We start from the raw sequence: 16654 nt of genomic DNA, 5'->3' as shown, positions 1-16654 counted from the left end.
ACGTCCGAGGTGGACGTGCCGCCGTGCTCAGGGGTGGATCAGGCGTTGGCCGGGTCGGTCTCCGGCTTGCGGCCGGCCGGGGTCCAGACGCTCGCGTCGCTGATGCCGGTGATCTTCGCCAGCTCCGAGGCTGCGGCCGGGTAGTTCGAGGCGCCGTCGAGCGTGAGCTTGATGCCGCGCACGAAGTGCTCGCCGGCCGAAACGATCTCGGTCTTCTCGACCTCGTCCCAGCCGACCAGGACGTCCTTGACGTCCCGGACGCCCGCGTAGCAGTTGACGACCGAGCGGTCCTGCATGTGCTCGGAGTCGTAGTCGCGGACCCAGCGCAGCGCGAGACCCTCGAAGCTGGTCGTCGCGCCGTAGGGCACCGACTGCGGGACGGACGGCGCCGCGGTGGCCATGATGAAGGCCGTGTCGGCGAAGGCGTAGGCGTCGGTCGCGCCGATGGTCTGGTCGACCACGAACGTGAAGCCGAACTTCTGGCCCAGGCTCGCCAGGCGCAGCGCGCTCTCCGCGGTGTCGTCGCCGACGTACTGCGCGAGGTTGAGCTTCTCGTCGGCCAGCAGCGCCGCTTCGAAGTCCGAGCCGACCAGCATGAAGCGCTGGCCCTCGGGGACCTGGAACTTGTTCAGGACCCGGCGGGCCTCGATCAGCGCGCCGCGCAGGTTCTGCTGGGTGTTGCCGACGACGACGTTGTAGGCCGCGCCGGTCAGCGTGGTGACGCACTTGCGCGCCAGGCCGCGGGCGACCGCCTTGACCTGCGGGCGCAGCAGCTTGCCCCACTGGTCGATGTCGAAGTCGTTCTGCTCGTCGGTCAGCTTGACCGCCGAGTAGAAGTTCCCGCCGAACGTGACGGGGATCTTCCGCTCCGCGTACTCGTCGAAGACGATGCCGCTGGAGCGGTCGTTCCTCCAGGCGTACTCGTGGAACGGGAGCACGCCCTCGACCTTGACCGAGATGGTGTCGTCCTTGGCGCCCTTGAAGGCGTCCACGGACTCCTTCTTGAAGAGGTTCGGGACGACGAGTTCCTGCTCCAGCATCCCGATGGCGGTCGCGACGAGCTTCTCCGGCTTGACGACCTGGTGCTGAGGGGTGGGCACTGTGTGACTCCTCCAGGAGCATGACAAAGCCCCCGGCCGGGATGGCACGGAGGCTGCAAACGGTTGGGTGTGGCGCGAAATCCGCCTTGGAGCGCCGAGTCGGACTTACAATGCCGAGATGGGATTCGAAGATGATGTGGCGCGAATCAAGGCTCAAAAGAGCGAAGCGAGCGCGCGTGCGACTGATTCTCGGGCTCGACAAGACGCCGAATATGCGCGAAGTATGCAAGAGTGGAAGCAGGTTCTTGCCGATGCTGCTGCATACCTGTCGGCCCGAGTCCGACCAACTCAGATCGTGCTGGAGCGCCGAGCGCTCCGCTCCGACATATATTCCCCGGCTGGCTTTGTGTTGCACCGACAGCCGGTACTTTATGGCTACCGCCAGCTCCCGGTGAATTCAGCGAAGTACAACAATGACGAGGTGCATTTGCTGCTGCCTAGTGGTCAGCTATTGCTGATCGTCGCGCAGGACGTCAAGGGGCCGATTGATCCCCCTAAGCAGGATTATTTTTCAGGTGCAGCTCATCTATTGCAGCTGGAAGTCAGGGCGGTCCGCGGCAGCCTGGAGGCCCGCCACATACGCTCGGATGGCCCGTGGACCTCGTTTAGGGACTGCGTTGCCGAGCGCTGCATCGCAGCGCTGGAGAACCACGATCCTCTGTCCTCCAGCCATGGCTGATGCCAGCCCTAGCGCCGGGTGCGGCGGGCGAGCTTGCGGGGGTCCAGCTCGCCGTCGTCGCCGTCGTCGGGGGTCAGGCCCCCACCCAGCACGACGGAATCGGTTGCGGGGGCGTATTTCTGGAGGGTCTTGGCGACCGCCTCCAGCTCGTCGGCCGTCTTGCCGGTGAGCAGTGCGGCCAGCTCGTCGGGCAGCTCGTACTTGCGGGCGACCTGCTCGCGAACGAGCTGGTGCTCCAGCTCCTGCACCTTCTCGGTCAGCGCCGTAGTCGCGGCGGCGACCTCCTCGGGCGTCTTGGCGTTCTCCAGGGAGGTCTGCGCCTCGCGGAGCTGGGCGCGGTAGCTGGCGGCCTGTGCGTTGGCCTTCTCCAGCTTCTTGCGCGCCCAGGCCGGCAGGTCGTCCTCGCGGCCCTCGTCGCCGTCTACCTCGGTGGCCGCTGAACCGTCGCCGGATACCGCGCCGCCCTCGGGGGTCGTTGTGCTCCCCGTGGCCTGCTGGTCATCGGCCTTCGGCTCCTCGGTGGTCGTGGTGGTGGTGGACTCGGGCTGCACGGGACGCCTCCTGGACGCTCTCGGGGTGGATCACGCCGCGTCTCCTGGACGCTGGCGGGCCAGGCGCGCGGCTTCGCGCTTCTCCTGGTTGATGTGGCGGCGCCACTCACGCAGTGCCGCCTTGCCCTTGAAGCCGCGGTCGGCGATGCGGGTCTTCCACTCGCTCGCGTACCGGCGGTTCAGGTCGGTCAGCGACGACTGCTTGAACTGCTCGAAGCTGTAGATCGGCTCGGCGTAGCAGTGGCAGTTGTCGTGGTACTTGTCCAGATCGCCGAACGTGACGTCCGCGCTGGACCCCTCGGCCGACTTGTAGACGGCGCCACGGGAGATGAGCATCGCGCACCAGCCGCACGGCGTCCCTGTACGGGACAGCCGGACGTAGCCCAGAACTCGCCTGTCGCGCTGACCGGCCACCCAGACAGTGCTCCGGGCACCGTTCATGGCGACGCGCTCGGCCGCGGCTGCCTGTCGGGCTCCGGCCTGGCGGTGTGCTTCTGCCCGCTGCACGTCCACTGTGGACGCGGGCTGCTCGTCGTCGATCTCGTTGAGCTTGCGGTCGAGGTTGTCCAGTCCGAGCGCTTCGAGCACGAGGCGGGCCTCAGCCTCGGCCTCGCGCTCCTGGCGCTCCAGCTCGCGGTCGAGGCCGTCGATCGTCTCGACGGGGACTCGGTCATCCTCGGTGGGGTCGTCGGGCTGCTCCCGCGTCCCTGAGTCGTCCTCTGTGGCCCTGTCTGGCGCCGGGCGGCTCGCTGTGCCGGCGGGCTCCTCGACGTCCTCCTGGGACGGCTGAGGGCCTGCCAGCGCGGCGAACTCGGCACGCAGCATGGACAGGGTGACGTAGGGCGGTTCAGGGCGTCGCGGGTCGGCCGCGGTGGTGCCGGTGCGCAGCGCGCGGCTGAGCCGGTAGTAGGCCAGCGCGAGGTCGCGCGCCTGGCCCCTGCGGGTCATCACCAGCCGGACAGCCCGCGCCAGCCAGGCCGCGCTGAGCGCGGTGGTCCTGGCCGGCGGAACCCTCGACCACAGCTCCAGGGCGTCCTGGATCGTGGCGACGCCGAGCTGGTTGAGGGCTAGGTGGTAGGCGATGGCTGCGGCGTCGGCTTCCGGCGCCTGCTGCGCTGGGGCAGTCAGTGGGTCACCCCCTGTTCAGTCAGGCGGCCGGGGCGTCGGAGAACTCGACCGGGGCCGGAGGTGCCGTCGCGCGCCGGACGGAGGCGGCGAGCATCAGCTCGGCGTCCTCCTGCTCGCGGAGGTCCTCCCAGTCGTCGATCTCGTTCTGGGTGACGCCGGGGATGCGCCGCCACAGGCCGCGCTTGGGGACGTGGAGCTGGTCGGCGAGCTTGCCGAGGGCGTCCGCGGACTGCGCCAGCGAGCGCTGCTCCATGTCGCGCCACAGGACCTCGCCGTGGAAGTCCTCGGCCGACGCGGACTCGCCAGCCAGCTCGGCGGCGAGACGGAAGACCCGTTCCCACGCCTCGGAGAACACGCGGCGGAACTCCTCGATCTTGCGCGACAGCGCGGTCTCCGCGGCCAGCAAGGCTTCGGCCGACAGGTTGGCGATCTGCCCGAGCAGGTGGTGCGGGGGAGTCTGCGACACGGCCGCCAGGTGGCGGATGCTCATGTCGATGCTCTCGATGAAGCCGCCCAAGGGCGTTTCGTCGAGCGTGCCGAACTTGACGTCCGCGTCGTCGCTGAACAGGAACCGCTTCGCGTTGAGGTTGACCGGCAACGGCTGCGGGGCGCCGTTCTCGTCGAGGATGGGCTCGCCGGTCTCCGGGTCCCGCTTGACCGGCGGGGCCATGCCCGAGGCGTAGCGGACCTTGAACGAGCCGCCCGTCTGCGCGATGAGCAGGTCGAAGACCGTCTGGTTGATCCGGTCCTGCAACTCGATCATCGGCTCGATCACGCCGATGGTCCGGCCCTCCAGGTCCACCAGTGCGGCGAACCGGGTGATCGGACACTCCGACGAGCCGTGGCGACGGCCGTTCTGGACCTTCACGCTGTCCAAGTCGGACAGGGACTTGAAGGTCACGCGGTACTCGTTGCGCGCGTCCCACAGCCGGGCGATGCCTCGCTCGTCTCCGCGCGGGGACTGGATGATCGTCAGCGCGGCGAACGGGACCTCGTCGTTGGCCGGGTCCTCGAACAGGGCCGCGGTCTTCATGGCCGACAGGCCCTTCGAGCGGACGCGGCCCTTGACCTTCTCGGTCAGGGCGAAGGCGTGGCCGTAGCTCAGCGCGCCGCGGTAGATCGCGGACTGCCGGCCGCCCAGTCGCGAGCGCTCCCAGTGGTCCCACTCGGGCAGGCCCGCCCCGTCGTTGCCCTTGGGCAGCTCGCCGGGGCGACCGCGCCGAAACCCGTCCACGCACAGCGCCTGCGCCGGAGTGCCGACGAGCAGCGGCATCCAGTTGGACACCGACCGCCGGGCCAGCAGCTTGTACTCCGCGTCCGCCGTCTCCGGCATGTACGGGTCGTCGTGTCGGCCGTGTAGATAGTCGTCGATCCGATCCAGCCGCGGCTTGTCCTTGTAGAGGATGCCGAGGAGCTGCTTCGCGAGGGACGCGGGACTCGTGCTGGCCAAGGGAAATCACCTCACATGAAGTAGCCGCGCCCGGTGCGCTTCTTGGTCTTCTTGCCGCGCGTACGCAGGTCGTAAAGGGCCTCGTGTGCGAGCATCAGCGCCGCGTAGAGGTCGACCTTGCGCGGAGAGTCGGCGCTCTCCTTGCCGAAGGACAGGCCGTAGTTGTTGGTGCGGCGCCGTGCGTTGAGGGCGTGCCGCTTGAGCGCCAGGTCCCCGTTGTGGACCAGCTTCGCGTCGAGGATCGACCGCATGAGCCGCTCGTGCGCCAGGGTGGAACGCTGAAGCGATCCGCGCATGTCCCAGGCGATGGCGTTGGTGCCGGGAGCCTTCACGGCCAGGCCCTCGCCGTACGCGGCGGCCCAGTCGGTGATGTAGGACTCCCAGAGCGCGACGTCGGCGTAGAACGCCTTCACGTCGTAGAGCTGAAAGGTCTCGTGCACGCGGCTGTCGACCAGCTCGCGGTTGACTTCCCAGTTCTCGCCCTGCGGGCCGTCCGGCTTCTCCCAGAGGTCGATGACGAACGCCGCCATGTCGGCGACCCGAATCGCCACGAGGGCGGTCGCGTCGTCCGTCTTGCCGCCGTCGAACCCGAGGACGATCTCGTCGCCGGGGCGCAACACCAAGTCGTCGCGCTCGCAGGCTTTCCACTCGGCCGGCCCGTACAGCGCGTCCTCTTCGGCGACGATCTGGTTGAGCCACATCCGGCGGGACCGGCTGGCCGAGATCGTCAGGTCGAGGACCGACTCGATGATCGCATCGACGTTGAGCCACACCGCGTCACCCCGGATTTTGGGGATGACGATCCGCAGCGCCTCAGGCGTCAGCGGGGTCTTCGGGTGAGCCTCGATCGAGTCGTAGAGGTAGCTGATCTTGGCGGCGCGGCCTTCGAGGATCTGCTCGAACGAGGCGCGCATCTTCTCGGCGACGGAGTTCTCGCCGGGCAGGTAGGCGTTGGTGATCGCGAGGTAGCGCGAGTCCTTTTTGGTCGCGTTGCCGTCGATCGTCTCGTACATCTTGTGGCCGTTGTTGCCGGCGATCCAGTGGTGCGTCTCGTTGAGCAGAACGAACGTGGTCCGCTTGCCCTCGATCGCACGGTAGGACGACGTGACGGCCTCAAGGCGAGCCTTGCCGCCGTTGGCCCGGATCAGCTCCGCGCCATCCTTGATGCGGTAGACCTGCTTGAACCGGTCGCTCATCAACGAAGGGATGAGCGCCATCGTGTTGGTGGTCTGCGACTGGTTGACCGCGGTGACCTGAACCCACGCCTGCGGGTGCGGGACGCCGACCGGCTCGCTGGTCTTGGGGTCCCAGTGGGAGAACCGCGACGGGCCGACCAGCTCGACGAGGCAAAGCACTGCGAGCAAAGGGTCTTTGCCCCAGCCCTTCATGCGCTGAAGGACACCCTTGCGGTAGATGAAGCGGCCGTTCTTGTCGACCGCGTACCACCACAAGACGAACCGGAGCTGCTCCGGCGTGAACTTCCAGGGGCCGCCGTCCTCGGCGCGCAGGTACTCCGCGCACCAGCCAGCGATCTGCCAGCCGAGCGTGAACTGCGGAAGTTCCCAAGCGCCCAGGGGATTGCGCATCCAGGTGGGGCCGAGGAACGACGGCTCAAGGGCGTCGATCTCCTCGGCGGTCAAGGGCGTGGTCGCCACGATGTGCCTCCTCGGGCGGGGGACCGCGCGGAGGCAGATCAGGCTCAGGCGAGGCCAAGGTCCTTGCGGTAGTCGGCGATGGCCGTCACGGAGGCCGGGGTGCTTTCCTCTTCCGGCTCGTGCAGCTCGATGCGAACGCGACGGCGATCACCTTCGGAGACCAGCAGCCGCTCGAACGCGGAGTAGATGGTCTGGAGCATCTGCCCCGACCGCTTTCCACCCGGCGCGTTCTTGTAGTACGAGAGGTCTTCGCACAGCGAGTAGGCGAAGGCCCAGTCGCTGTCCTGGTAGAAGTCGGCTTGCCCGCTGGTCCTCAACGCCTTGTAGAGGCGGAGTGCGATCGGGTGCCAGTTCTTGTCTGGGTGCGGGACGGTGACCGAGCGCAGGACTCCGCGGGTAACCGGCGTGGCATCGCCGCCCTTCCGCTCACGCGGCCGGGCGAGGTTGTCCTCACGTTCGGGAACGGGGCCGGGCACTCGATCACCTCCTCGCAGGGGGAAGACGCCCGCCCCGCGACAGGGGCAGGGCGGGCGTGGTCGCGTCGATCAGAGGCTGAAGAGGTGCTGCCAGTCGTCGCTGTAGCACTTGCCCCAGATCGTCGTCTGGTTCGCGCGGTACTTCCGCTGGAAGGCCGCCATCGCGTCGGTCGTGGCCGGGTCCCAACGACCGTCAGCCCAACCGGCGTGGCCGGGGGCGAGGCCGAGCTGCTGGAGCTTGACCTGGATGGCCCGGATGTGGGGCCGCTCCCAGTCGTACTGGGAGCCGGGTGCACCGCCGTGCTGAGCGTTCGGGCCGCGCCAGTCGCCGAACCAGTGACCGGCCGACAAGGGCCAGGCCGGAACAGCAGGCTTGGGCGGCGCAGGAGCAGGGGCCGGCGCCGGAGCGCTGGTACCCGTCAGCATCGGGATGTTCCACGGCCGCGGGTCGAGCAGTCGCCGGTCGCTGTGCACGCTGAAGTGCGCGTGCGACCAGTGCCCGCTGCTCTGCGTCCACCTGTACGGGCTGTACTGCGGACGGGTGTCCATGAGCAGTGCCCGGTGGATCGCGTACTTGAGGCGGTTCTCGCCCTGGTCGCGGCAGGCCACCTGGAGCTGGTCCGTGAAGGCGTTCAGGTCCAGCCCGATCGCCGGGTGATTGGTGATGTCCAGCGCCGTCACGTACGCCTGGCCGTCGATCACGACCCACGGGTTGTGGTCGCTCGCCGAACCCTGCGCGCGGTGAGCCGCGTCGCCGATCCAGCCGTCCGAAGCCTTGCTCCGGTTCGGGAACTTCTGATCGAACTGCGCTCGGAGGGTGACCAGCGCGGGCGCCAGGAGGTAGGACAAAGGCTCAACTCCAATCGGAGGGCGCGCAAAAAGCCCCGCCAGCCGATTCGCTGACGGGGCCTTTGCGCGCAGGCGCGGCAGGATTCGAACCTGCGCAACACGGGTTTGGAGACCGCTGCTCTGTTCCGCTGAGCTACGCACCTTTGGTGCGGGCGAGGTGCCGGCGACCTCGACCGCGGAAATTCACAGGAGGCCGGGGTGCTCCTCCGTGCGCCGGAACTTCGCGTTCTGCCTCCTCCAGTTGGCAGCTTTCGCTGCCGCCCCTTCTTTGGAGGACTTCTGCCGGTGATGCCACCCGCAGAGCGAGGTGAGGTTGGCGTCTCGGTGGTCGTCACCGGGCAGAACGTGGTCCACGTCGCTCGCCGGTTCTGCGCACCGCTCCCCGTCGTTGTCGAGGTGCGTGCAGCGAAAACCGTCGCGTCGCAAGATGCGAGCGCGGATGCGAACCCAGTCAGCCGGGAGGCGACTACGCCGGTCAGAACCGGACCACTGGGGCATGGCGAATACCGCCTCACGACGTGGAAGAAAAAGCCTCGACGACGTAATGCAGGGAGAGGAGGACCTGCTGCCGACCCGAGGCGGTCTGAAAGGGAGATACCCTTAAGGCTTTGGATTTGCCTGATGGTCTTGATCAGGAGGCCCCGACAGGGGCCTAAGCCTTCTGGCTAAGTGCTATCTCCGTCAGCCTCGATAGAGGCTGAAGCCTTCAGGCTTTATCCAGCCCATCAGGCTTGTACTAGTAATACGGCTGATGATCATGGTCGTAGAACCACGTTCATGTGTAACCTGAGTCACAGCCGTCAGGCTGTGCAACGGCGAGGAGCTGAGGAGGCCGGGTGCCCTGTCGGGCACGCAGCGGCGGCAAGGTGATGGGGGCTCCGCCCGAAGGCGTCGGCCTGAAGGCTGGTGCCCCGCAGGGGCACCCTGAGACATCGCCAGCGGGAGTTCAGGCTGGGACCCCTCCGGGGTCCACGGGCCTTCGCCGGCCAGTTAGCGGCGGCCGAAAGCGCCAGATTCTGCGGAGGGCGTCGGAGGCCAGTCGAGGCTGGAGCTCCACCCGGCGGCAGGGTCTGCCCAGGTGAAGGCCTGCGTGGAGGCTTGCCTACGCCGCCGCGGGGCGACAGCTCCACCAGCGGGAAATCACCAGATTCTGTCCGCCGTCGAGGCCGGCAGGGAAGGCTCGATGTCAGGCCTGAGCAGCGGCGACACAGAGCGTGGCCTCGGCTCGTAAGCTTGCGAGCGACCTTGGAACCGTGGCAGAACCTCAGGCGCTAAGACATGGCGGTGCCGGCTCGGGCTCACAAGGGGTCATACCCCCATGGGGTATACGGACGGCAAGCGGTGATGTATCCCCGCGCGCTGCCCGTGCGCGGTTCCTCTTTCTGACCAGGCAGGCAGGCAACCGGTGACCCACGTCACACCAGGCAAAGGGACGGCGGGACGGGCTGCCAGCGCGACCGGTCAGCGTGCATGATCAGGGCCGACTCTGGCCTCTCTACCTGCTGATATGGGCTTAGATCGCCCGTGCTGGCAGGGGGAGTTAGGACACCGGGCAGGCGGTAGCGCGCGTCTACGTCGCTCTCAGGCCCCTCTATGCGCTTCATCGCTGCGACCAGGCGATATCGGAATTGGCAACCTGAGGGCACCCGTTCTGACCTGGGAAAACAAATCCGATTTGGTATTCGATGGGCAACCTGGTAGATTTCTCGGTGTCAGGAACGAAGCCCCCGGAACACAGGGGACGGGCTTCCTGGACACACGGTCTTTGAGAACTGAATTCGCAAGTTGCACATCGGGCGACGATTCGCTAGGGTTCATGGCAACACACAGCGAGCCACGCCGGACGCAATCGGGCAGGCAAAGTCAAGGCAGCGCACGGGAAACCGCGTGAAGCTGGTTGGATCACTCCGCAACGGGCGGGGGTTAGGTTGACCGTCTGACCTGCAAAGACAAGCCAAAGCGAGCGCGAACGGCACGGCAAAGCACCGCAGACCGAAGAACCAAGCGGCGCTCCGAATGGGTAACTTGCGAATTCAGATCAGACCTGCTAAGGTTTGACACAGCACGAAAGAGAGGGACCGGATACTGGTCGCCAGAAATGGCTGCTAAGTCCGGAGCATCCCTCAAGCTAGCCACTCCAGGCTTGCTCTTTGGGAACTAAATAGCGTGTAACCGGAAATGCGGCATCGCATACGGGCAGCCCGTTAGCCCCCTCGGGGGGCACGTGGATGGGCCAGCCGATACCCCTGGGAAGTGCGTGGACGACACATCACATGCGGAGCCCAGGCAGGAACGATGCTGCGGAATTCTTAGGCCTCAATGGGTAACTTGAGAGGCCAGTCTGTCGCTGACCATCTTCGGGATGGCCATGCCTCGGAAGCGGCGACAGACGCAAGGGCGAAGTCACTTCACAGGGGTGAAGTGTGCCTTCTTCTGCCCGATTGGGTAACTTGAGTTGTTTGGACAATGGGAGACCTCAATGCCTGCAATCACCACCCAACTCGCCGCTGCACTCGACAGGTTCGGCGACGCATGGGCGGACGGAATGCTCGCTTCATCCGTGTCCGAGTCCCTCGCGTGCAGTGAGCTGGACGCACTGGCGAATGTCCTCTTCCTCATGGGATACGAGGAACAGGCCGTCACGTGGCTCGTCGAGCACGGGGAATCTTCTTCGGAAGAGGAAGAGGACAACCACTTCGAGTGGACCCGCGAAGACGCGGAGCAGGAACTCAGGGACAGAACCGCTGCTTGATGTCCGGTCGAGGGGTGCGTGCGGTTCCGCATGGCCCCTGGCTCAGGTCATCAATCGACGGAATCTGGAGCCTTGAACATGAGCACGATCATGCGCTTTTACCGCACGTACACCCCGGCGCAGTACGAGCGCGCCATGGAATTGTGGGGGCAGCTTCTTGACTCCCACGTGATCAGAATGAGCACCGACAAGTACGGGATGGGTATCGAGAAGATCGAGCCTGACCACCTCGCCCAGCTGATCATGAGCGATGGGGCGGAGACGTACGACTACGACGCCGTGACCGTGACCCTGGTCAGCTACAGCGACCACCACGGGAGCGAATTCGACGCGGCGAACGTGCTCGCCCTGGAAGGCACCCCTGGGGTGGAAACCAGGACTGAAGGGCGTGGAGGCGAGGGGCACGCACGGGTCCAGCTCGGCGAACTGCCGGGCGATCTGGGTGAGGACATCGACACCTGCCTGGAGTGGCTGGAGCACATCGTCGAGTGCGTCGACAGGATCGCCGACTACCCGATCTTGGATCACGAAAAGCTCTACGAGTACGAGCGGGAGCTGCGTGAGGCCGCGTGGGACGAGTGGCTGCGTAGCGACCTGATCGGCGAGCTGGACAAGTGGGCTGGCGGGGACGGCTGGGAGGACTTCGGCGTCTCCGACGATGAACTGCGCGAGATGTTCTACGGCTACATCCCCGCCTGCTGGGAGTTCCAGAGCGCCACGTCCATCACGAACACCAGCTTCCGCGAGATCACCGAGCACATCCAGGGCACCGTGCTGGCCGCGTGGCGGAAGTGGGTCTACGACCCTGCGCAGCCTGCCCTGCCCCTGTCTGTCTGACCAACCGGCGAAACCCCGCGAGGGGTCCACGGGACTGGCATGCCCGTGCTGATGAGCCTGCCATGAGAGAGGAAATGCGCGTGACTGCGACGACGACTCAGCCTGGCGCAATGGCAGAGATGGCCGACGTGTTCGGCGACGGCGAGGTTGCCTACGAGTGCGGTTCGAGCTTCACCTGTCGTGAGGCGGATGCCATCGCGAGAGGACTGGTGCTGCTCGGATTCCGGGAGGCGGCGGAGACGTGGCTGATCGGGCACGCCAAGAACGACACGGACGAGTACGACACGCACGGAGACCTGCACGCGGCAGTCTCCGACGAATCGGAGGATTCCCAGGCCCTCGCCCGGAGCCGGGCGCGCGAGTACGTGGACGAGAACTTTCTGTAGGGACCGGCGAAACCGTCCTGATCGGACGGTCCACGGGATTGGCATGCCCGTGCTGATGAGCCTGCCCACGACCTGAGCTGTCGCCGGTCTACCCGAGCGCGCCAGGCATCGCGACACCCCCTTCCCCACGCACAGCCAAGGAACATCCATGCCCGACGTGAAGGTGTCCGTCCGCAACATCACCCGGATCTACCGCGCTGCCACCACGGATGATCGAGTGGAAGGGCGCGGCTGGTACGCAACTGCACGAGAGATCGCCGAAAGCTTGGACCCTCAGGACCCCGTGCGGGCGGCGGCTGTGATCGCGGTGCTGTCTCCCCAACTCTCGTGGCGGCGCAACGTGATCGAGGCGCAGAACGCCTACGCCGGACGTCCCATCAAGACCTTGGGGCTCAACGCGGACAAGGCGAGACGAATCATCGCGGGGGAGGACCCCGAGGTTGTCGTCAGCGGCCCCAAGGTGCGTGCGTTCTGGCGCACCATCGCGGACCCGACCGACCCTCGTGCGGTTGTGATCGACCGGCACGCGATCGACATCGCGGCAGGCCGCGTACTGGGCGACAAGGTGCGCGGCGTGCTCCTGGGTCGCGCTGGTGCCTACGACGAGGTGTGCGACGTCTACCGCCGCGCGGCCCGAATCCTGTCGCGGGAGTTCGGCACCGACCTGTCGCCCGCTGCTGTGCAGGCGACCACGTGGGTCCACTGGCGCCGCGAGTACGCCGCGCTGTACGCGGCCTGACTGGCGAAACCGTCCTGACTGGACGGTCCACGGGATTGGCATGCCCGTGCTGATGAGCCTGCCCAAAACCAAGGGGAATCAATGAACGAGATGCCGCGCGTCTGGATCGGCTGCATTGGCTGTTACAACGGCGGATTCTTGGTCGGCGAATGGGTGGACGCGGACGAGGCGGACACCTACGCCGAAATGGACCAGTGGACCAGCCTGATCGACAGCGCGAGGAACTGGCCGAACGGCAAGGCCCAGGCCTACCACATTGTCGAGGCCCACGAGGAACTGTGGTGCTACGACTCGGAGGGGTTCGGCGACCTGATCAAGGGTGAGTGCTCGCCCGGTCAGGCGGCCGAGGTCTGGCAGCTGGTCGAAGACCTCGGCGACGACGAGCGCGACGCCTTCGGCGCGTGGCTCGCCAACCAGCACCTGTCGGCCGACTCCGACCACCTGAAGCAGTTCCAGGACTCCTATCAGGGGAGAGCTGACAGCGCGGAGGACTACGTCCGGGACTGGATCGAGGAGTGCGACGGAGTCGACACCTCGCAGTTTCCGTACAGCTGCATCGACTGGGATGCGGCTGCCCGCGAGTTCTTCATGAGCGACTACGACGCGCTCGACGCACCGGACGGTGGCGTCTTCATCTTCTCGCACTGACCACGGCGAAACGGGAGCGAACTCCCGTCCACGGACCTGGCATGTCCGTGCTGACGAGCCTGCCAAATCCCCTGGAGTACCAGTGAAAACTCGCAATGCCCTGATGGTGTTCGCGGCCGTCTGGATCGTCACGGTCGGCTTGGCGGTCGGCATGGTCTTCCTGGTCGCCTGGATCTCGCCCGAGACCGTTCAAGGCGTCTTCTGCGCCCACCAGTACGAGACGACCACCCCGAACGGGGTCACGTACCGGGTGTGCGTGCGCACCCCATGAATCTGGCGAAACCGTCCACTTACGACGGTCCACGGGCCTGGCATGCCCGTGCTGATGAGCCTGCCATGAGAAGGGGAGCCCATGACGAGCACACTGATTCCCGAGTTCCGCTACCGCATCGAGCACGACGAGTACGCGGAGAACCCGCGCAAGAGCGGCGGCACGCTGACGAACGTGGTCACGGTCCTCCGCCGCAACTACGTCCCGGTCGATGACGACTTCGGACCGCTGTCCGACACCTGGCGACGTCTCGCCTATCGCTACTCCAGCCCGCTCGCAATGCGGATCTTCGAGCGCTACGCACAGACGATTCACGGGGCGGTCACCCTGGTTGACCGCCCGAGCGACGGGGCGTGGGCGATCTGGTACGTGATGCCCAACAAGGTGTGGTGGTGGATGGCCGCCACGCGCAACAACCCCGAGCTGCGACAGAGCGAGGGCTTGCACCTCCTGAAGTCCGAGCGGGACGAGTACAGGAACTGGGCCTACAACCTGGCGGTCCGCTACGTGATCGAGAAGCGGACGACCTGGACCAACCCTGATCACGGGGACAGGGACACGTGGGAGGAGGTCGAGGCGATCGGCGGCTACTACGACGAGGCCGACGCCGAGGCGGAGGCATCGAGGGCAGTGCGTTGCCACGAGGAGGAAGCGCAAGTGCGCGCAGACTCCGGACTCCTGTCGGTTCCCGACGAGCCCGCCCCCGAGGCCAGTCCCGAGCCTGAGGGCGAGGACGACGTGCCCGACGCGGTGTGGGAGGCGGTCGTTGCCGGCCCCGCCAGCCTGGAGCGCGTCGTCGCTGCGACGCGAGGCAAGGACCCGGCTTGGGACGTTTGCTCCGTGATCAACGACGTCGTCCGGGTCGCGGTGCGAACGGTGCGCGAGTTCGACGCCGCGCAGGGGCAGGAGCCCGATCCGAGATGAGGCGAAACCCGGCCGTGGGCCGGGTCCGCGGGGCTGGCATCCCTGCGCTGATGAGCCTGCCATGAACCGAGAGGCGCGTACATGAACGTCAGCAAGCCGACGCTACCCGAGCTGACCAACGCGAGTAGTGACCGCTGGTTCGCGGTCGACTGGCCATCGCAGGACGGCCGGACCCTCAACCGACTCGGCAACCCCGTTGGGTACCCGCGTTTGCACTTCGGCGTCCGGCTCGGGGAGACGAATGAGTGGGCGACGATCCGCGTCGGCAACCCCGAGCGCTTCATGACCGAAGTCCCAAGAACCTACGAGGAGTTCCTGTCCGCGGCGCAGGAGTTCGTCCGCGTGTTCGAGGGCGTATAGGGCGAAACCGTCCACGTTGGACGGTCCGCAGGGCTGGCATCCCTGCGCTGATGAGCCTGCCATTCGGTGAGAGGAAAGAGATGCCGTACCTAGTGATGAACGAGGCCGGCGAGCGGATCAACGAGGGTGACTCGATCGCGAACTTCCGCGGGGCGCCCGGCACCTTCCTGCGGGTCACGCGGGGTGCTGAGTACAACGGCACCGCCAAGGTGTCGGTTCGTGATCCGGGCAAATGGGAGCGAGAGAGCTACGCGGACGCCTGGCGCCTGCGGGTTCGGACGGTCAACGAGTGGGTGGCCGCCCAGGATCACCGCGCCATCACGGACGAGAACGTCCGCAGCATCATGGAGTTGATGAGCCAGGGGGCCGACTACTGGATGGACCCGCTGAACCTGGCGAACGAGGCGGAAACCCCATCGGAGACCACCTTCACGGTGGTCGACATCGCAAACGACCGGGACTTTCACCTGACCTACGGCGACATTCGCATCGCCTTCCTGATGCTGGCCGACCCCGAGCAGAAGCTCGTCCATGCCCGATCCGCCCACTACTTCCGCACGGCGTGGGCGGACAGAGATGCGGACGGCATCCAGGTTCAGGACCTGGACACGGTCTCGGGTGACTTAGTTGCACAGGTCGCGTGCTTCGGCGAGGTGAGGCACTGATGTTGCCGATTCGCCAAGAGCAGTACTTCCACAGATAGCCCAAGCAACGAAAGGAATGCGGCCATGCCGATTCGACTGCTGCGCAAGGTGTCTGCCCTCGTCCTGGTGGCGGGGCTGACGATGACGAACCTGCCGGTCGTGCCCCTCAGAAAGCTCCAGGAGGACGACCCCGGCTGGATCTGCCAAGTGATGGGCAACAGGTTCTGCGGCCCCGCGGACCAGCTCGTCGGCTAACGCGAAGAGAGAGACACCATGCCGCTGATCAGGCAGTACCAGTGGCACCCGTTATGACCAGGCGAAACCGTCCATTGCGGACGGTCCGTGGGGTTGGCATCCCCGCGCTGATGAGCCTGCCGAACAGAGGGAGTGTGGACGATGAGCGAGTTGCGGGAGTTCGCCGTCAGGCTGCGAGACGAGCAAGACCGCACGACGGTCTATCCGCTGGCCTACGACGCAGACCAGGCCGAACTGCTGGCCCGACTGATCACGGGGTCCTGGGGTCACGCCGCGCGGGCGGAGGTCCTGGGAGTTCGGCCGATCTGCGACTACTGCGACGGGGTCGCGACTCGCGTGGAGCGAGGTTCGCTGTGCCCGCTTTGCGAGAGGCACGCGAGAGAGCAGTACCGCAGCGACTGGCGCACAGAGACCTACCACCTTGGAGACAAGCACTTTCTGTCCTTGGTCGAGGTGGGGCTGGCCGGCGCCGAGCACTGATCGAGGCGAAACCCCCGCGGGGGTCCGTAGGGCTGGCATCCCTGCGCTGATGAGCCTGCCAGGAGGAGTGTCCATGACCTTCTACGAGTTCCGCCAGATCAACACGGGCGGGCGGTATGTGTACGACTCGGAGCGCGGGATCACGAAACACGTGGTGATCGAGGCAGCCTCCGCTGAGGAGGCCAACCACCGGGCTCGTGAGATCGGCCTGGATTTCGACGACGAGGACAACTGCTGTGGTCAGCGGTGGGTCCCGGCGGAGGACTTCGACGGAAGCGGTGGCTACGACGAGCCGATCGTCGAGGACGGATGCACCCCGGCGCGAGAACTCGTCCCTGATGCGGGCGACGACGAGCTGAGGGGCGCGCACGTCTTTGTCCACTACGCGGACGGGCGAGTGCAGCCCCACGCCGTCTCGCTCCACCACCTCGCATGAACGAGGCGAAACGCCGTGAGGCGTCCGCAGGGCT

At 66.5% G+C, this 16654-nt stretch carries 20 protein-coding genes, 1 tRNA gene and 7 other RNA genes; 20 read left to right on the top strand and 8 right to left on the bottom strand.

Annotated features, from left to right (window positions below):
- Positions 1-38 precede the first annotated feature (38 nt).
- Positions 39-1100, bottom strand: a complete 1062-nt coding sequence (locus V1227_RS18905; protein WP_329793877.1) for a phage major capsid protein — start codon at positions 1098-1100, stop codon at positions 39-41.
- Positions 1101-1218: 118 nt separating this feature from the next.
- Between V1227_RS18905 and V1227_RS18900 the strand changes: the two genes are divergently transcribed.
- Positions 1219-1779 (top strand): hypothetical protein, encoded by a 561-nt coding sequence (locus V1227_RS18900; RefSeq protein WP_329793876.1) that lies wholly within the window; start codon positions 1219-1221, stop codon positions 1777-1779.
- Between the two features lie 8 nt (positions 1780-1787).
- Here V1227_RS18900 and V1227_RS18895 read toward each other — a convergent pair whose 3' ends face one another.
- From V1227_RS18895 to V1227_RS18865, 7 genes are all read right to left on the bottom strand, one after another.
- Positions 1788-2330 carry a hypothetical protein gene (locus V1227_RS18895; RefSeq protein ID WP_329793875.1) on the bottom strand — a complete coding sequence of 181 codons (543 nt, stop codon included), beginning with the start codon at positions 2328-2330 and terminating at the stop codon, positions 1788-1790.
- 30 nt (positions 2331-2360) lie between these two features.
- Positions 2361-3278: a VG15 protein gene (locus V1227_RS18890; RefSeq protein WP_329793874.1), complete on the bottom strand. Its 918-nt coding sequence runs from the start codon at positions 3276-3278 to the stop codon at positions 2361-2363.
- Between the two features lie 199 nt (positions 3279-3477).
- Complete coding sequence (locus V1227_RS18885) at positions 3478-4908, bottom strand: phage portal protein (RefSeq protein ID WP_329793872.1); 1431 nt, start codon at positions 4906-4908, stop codon at positions 3478-3480.
- 11 nt (positions 4909-4919) lie between these two features.
- Positions 4920-6563: a hypothetical protein gene (locus tag V1227_RS18880; protein ID WP_329793871.1), complete on the bottom strand. Its 1644-nt coding sequence runs from the start codon at positions 6561-6563 to the stop codon at positions 4920-4922.
- Positions 6564-6607: 44 nt separating this feature from the next.
- Positions 6608-7039, bottom strand: a complete 432-nt coding sequence (locus tag V1227_RS18875; RefSeq protein WP_329793870.1) for a phage terminase small subunit — start codon at positions 7037-7039, stop codon at positions 6608-6610.
- 69 nt (positions 7040-7108) lie between these two features.
- On the bottom strand, positions 7109-7888 hold the full coding sequence (locus V1227_RS18870; protein WP_329793869.1) for a peptidoglycan-binding domain-containing protein: 780 nt from the start codon (positions 7886-7888) through the stop codon (positions 7109-7111).
- 69 nt (positions 7889-7957) lie between these two features.
- Positions 7958-8031 (bottom strand) — tRNA-Trp (locus V1227_RS18865).
- Positions 8032-10367: 2336 nt separating this feature from the next.
- Here V1227_RS18865 and V1227_RS18860 point away from each other — a divergent pair.
- From V1227_RS18860 to V1227_RS18770, 19 genes are all read left to right on the top strand, one after another.
- A complete protein-coding gene (locus tag V1227_RS18860; protein WP_329793868.1) occupies positions 10368-10640 on the top strand; it encodes a hypothetical protein in 273 nt (90 codons plus the stop codon).
- A gap of 78 nt (positions 10641-10718) precedes the next feature.
- Entirely contained in the window at positions 10719-11477 is a 759-nt protein-coding gene (locus V1227_RS18855; protein ID WP_329793867.1) for a hypothetical protein, read from the top strand.
- Between the two features lie 119 nt (positions 11478-11596).
- Positions 11597-11863: a hypothetical protein gene (locus V1227_RS18850; protein WP_329793866.1), complete on the top strand. Its 267-nt coding sequence runs from the start codon at positions 11597-11599 to the stop codon at positions 11861-11863.
- 4 nt (positions 11864-11867) lie between these two features.
- Positions 11868-11933: hammerhead ribozyme type II (locus V1227_RS18845), an RNA gene on the top strand.
- Between the two features lie 78 nt (positions 11934-12011).
- A complete protein-coding gene (locus V1227_RS18840; protein WP_329793865.1) occupies positions 12012-12602 on the top strand; it encodes a DUF7178 family protein in 591 nt (196 codons plus the stop codon).
- A 1-nt stretch (position 12603) separates the two neighbouring features.
- Positions 12604-12669, top strand: an RNA gene (locus V1227_RS18835) — hammerhead ribozyme type II.
- 14 nt (positions 12670-12683) lie between these two features.
- Complete coding sequence (locus V1227_RS18830; protein WP_266038173.1) at positions 12684-13250, top strand: antirestriction protein ArdA; 567 nt, start codon at positions 12684-12686, stop codon at positions 13248-13250.
- 82 nt (positions 13251-13332) lie between these two features.
- Entirely contained in the window at positions 13333-13521 is a 189-nt protein-coding gene (locus V1227_RS18825; RefSeq protein WP_266038171.1) for a hypothetical protein, read from the top strand.
- Between the two features lie 3 nt (positions 13522-13524).
- An RNA gene (locus V1227_RS18820) (hammerhead ribozyme type II) lies at positions 13525-13590 on the top strand.
- 12 nt (positions 13591-13602) lie between these two features.
- The gene (locus tag V1227_RS18815; protein WP_329793864.1) at positions 13603-14445 is read left to right on the top strand and encodes a hypothetical protein; all 843 of its coding nucleotides are present in this window, start codon (positions 13603-13605) and stop codon (positions 14443-14445) included.
- Positions 14445-14510, top strand: an RNA gene (locus V1227_RS18810) — hammerhead ribozyme type II. The genes V1227_RS18815 and V1227_RS18810 overlap by 1 nt, the downstream gene beginning before the upstream one ends.
- Positions 14511-14526: 16 nt before the next feature.
- The gene (locus V1227_RS18805; RefSeq protein ID WP_329793863.1) at positions 14527-14805 is read left to right on the top strand and encodes a hypothetical protein; all 279 of its coding nucleotides are present in this window, start codon (positions 14527-14529) and stop codon (positions 14803-14805) included.
- An RNA gene (locus tag V1227_RS18800) (hammerhead ribozyme type II) lies at positions 14805-14870 on the top strand. Before V1227_RS18805 ends, V1227_RS18800 begins: the two co-directional genes overlap by 1 nt.
- Positions 14856-15470: a hypothetical protein gene (locus V1227_RS18795; protein WP_329793862.1), complete on the top strand. Its 615-nt coding sequence runs from the start codon at positions 14856-14858 to the stop codon at positions 15468-15470. Before V1227_RS18800 ends, V1227_RS18795 begins: the two co-directional genes overlap by 15 nt.
- A gap of 63 nt (positions 15471-15533) precedes the next feature.
- Positions 15534-15704 carry a hypothetical protein gene (locus V1227_RS18790; protein WP_329793861.1) on the top strand — a complete coding sequence of 57 codons (171 nt, stop codon included), beginning with the start codon at positions 15534-15536 and terminating at the stop codon, positions 15702-15704.
- Positions 15705-15763: 59 nt separating this feature from the next.
- Positions 15764-15829, top strand: an RNA gene (locus V1227_RS18785) — hammerhead ribozyme type II.
- Between the two features lie 16 nt (positions 15830-15845).
- The gene (locus V1227_RS18780; RefSeq protein ID WP_329793860.1) at positions 15846-16184 is read left to right on the top strand and encodes a hypothetical protein; all 339 of its coding nucleotides are present in this window, start codon (positions 15846-15848) and stop codon (positions 16182-16184) included.
- A 3-nt stretch (positions 16185-16187) separates the two neighbouring features.
- Positions 16188-16248: hammerhead ribozyme type II (locus V1227_RS18775), an RNA gene on the top strand.
- Positions 16249-16257: 9 nt separating this feature from the next.
- Positions 16258-16620 (top strand): DUF7296 family protein, encoded by a 363-nt coding sequence (locus V1227_RS18770; RefSeq protein ID WP_329793859.1) that lies wholly within the window; start codon positions 16258-16260, stop codon positions 16618-16620.
- Positions 16621-16654: the final 34 nt, after the last annotated feature.

Origin of the sequence: Lentzea sp. DG1S-22, from assembly GCF_036321065.1 — a bacterium.
GTDB classification, from domain to species: domain Bacteria; phylum Actinomycetota; class Actinomycetes; order Mycobacteriales; family Pseudonocardiaceae; genus Lentzea; species Lentzea jiangxiensis.
Note: the sequence above shows the minus strand (reverse complement) of the source record. Positions and strands in the feature narration are given on the sequence as shown.

Bases quoted from the DNA above. Each gene is read 5' to 3' on its own strand.
- V1227_RS18900 (WP_329793876.1), top strand. From the start codon at position 1,219: ATGGGATTCGAAGATGATGTGGCGCGAATCAAGGCTCAAAAGAGCGAA.
- V1227_RS18890 (WP_329793874.1), bottom strand. From the start codon at position 3,278: ATGACCCGCAGGGGCCAGGCGCGCGACCTCGCGCTGGCCTACTACCGG.
- V1227_RS18860 (WP_329793868.1), top strand. From the start codon at position 10,368: ATGCCTGCAATCACCACCCAACTCGCCGCTGCACTCGACAGGTTCGGC.
- V1227_RS18855 (WP_329793867.1), top strand. From the start codon at position 10,719: ATGAGCACGATCATGCGCTTTTACCGCACGTACACCCCGGCGCAGTAC.
- V1227_RS18850 (WP_329793866.1), top strand. From the start codon at position 11,597: ATGGCCGACGTGTTCGGCGACGGCGAGGTTGCCTACGAGTGCGGTTCG.
- V1227_RS18840 (WP_329793865.1), top strand. From the start codon at position 12,012: ATGCCCGACGTGAAGGTGTCCGTCCGCAACATCACCCGGATCTACCGC.
- V1227_RS18830 (WP_266038173.1), top strand. From the start codon at position 12,684: ATGAACGAGATGCCGCGCGTCTGGATCGGCTGCATTGGCTGTTACAAC.
- V1227_RS18815 (WP_329793864.1), top strand. From the start codon at position 13,603: ATGACGAGCACACTGATTCCCGAGTTCCGCTACCGCATCGAGCACGAC.
- V1227_RS18805 (WP_329793863.1), top strand. From the start codon at position 14,527: ATGAACGTCAGCAAGCCGACGCTACCCGAGCTGACCAACGCGAGTAGT.
- V1227_RS18795 (WP_329793862.1), top strand. From the start codon at position 14,856: ATGAGCCTGCCATTCGGTGAGAGGAAAGAGATGCCGTACCTAGTGATG.
- V1227_RS18790 (WP_329793861.1), top strand. From the start codon at position 15,534: ATGCCGATTCGACTGCTGCGCAAGGTGTCTGCCCTCGTCCTGGTGGCG.
- V1227_RS18780 (WP_329793860.1), top strand. From the start codon at position 15,846: ATGAGCGAGTTGCGGGAGTTCGCCGTCAGGCTGCGAGACGAGCAAGAC.
- V1227_RS18770 (WP_329793859.1), top strand. From the start codon at position 16,258: ATGACCTTCTACGAGTTCCGCCAGATCAACACGGGCGGGCGGTATGTG.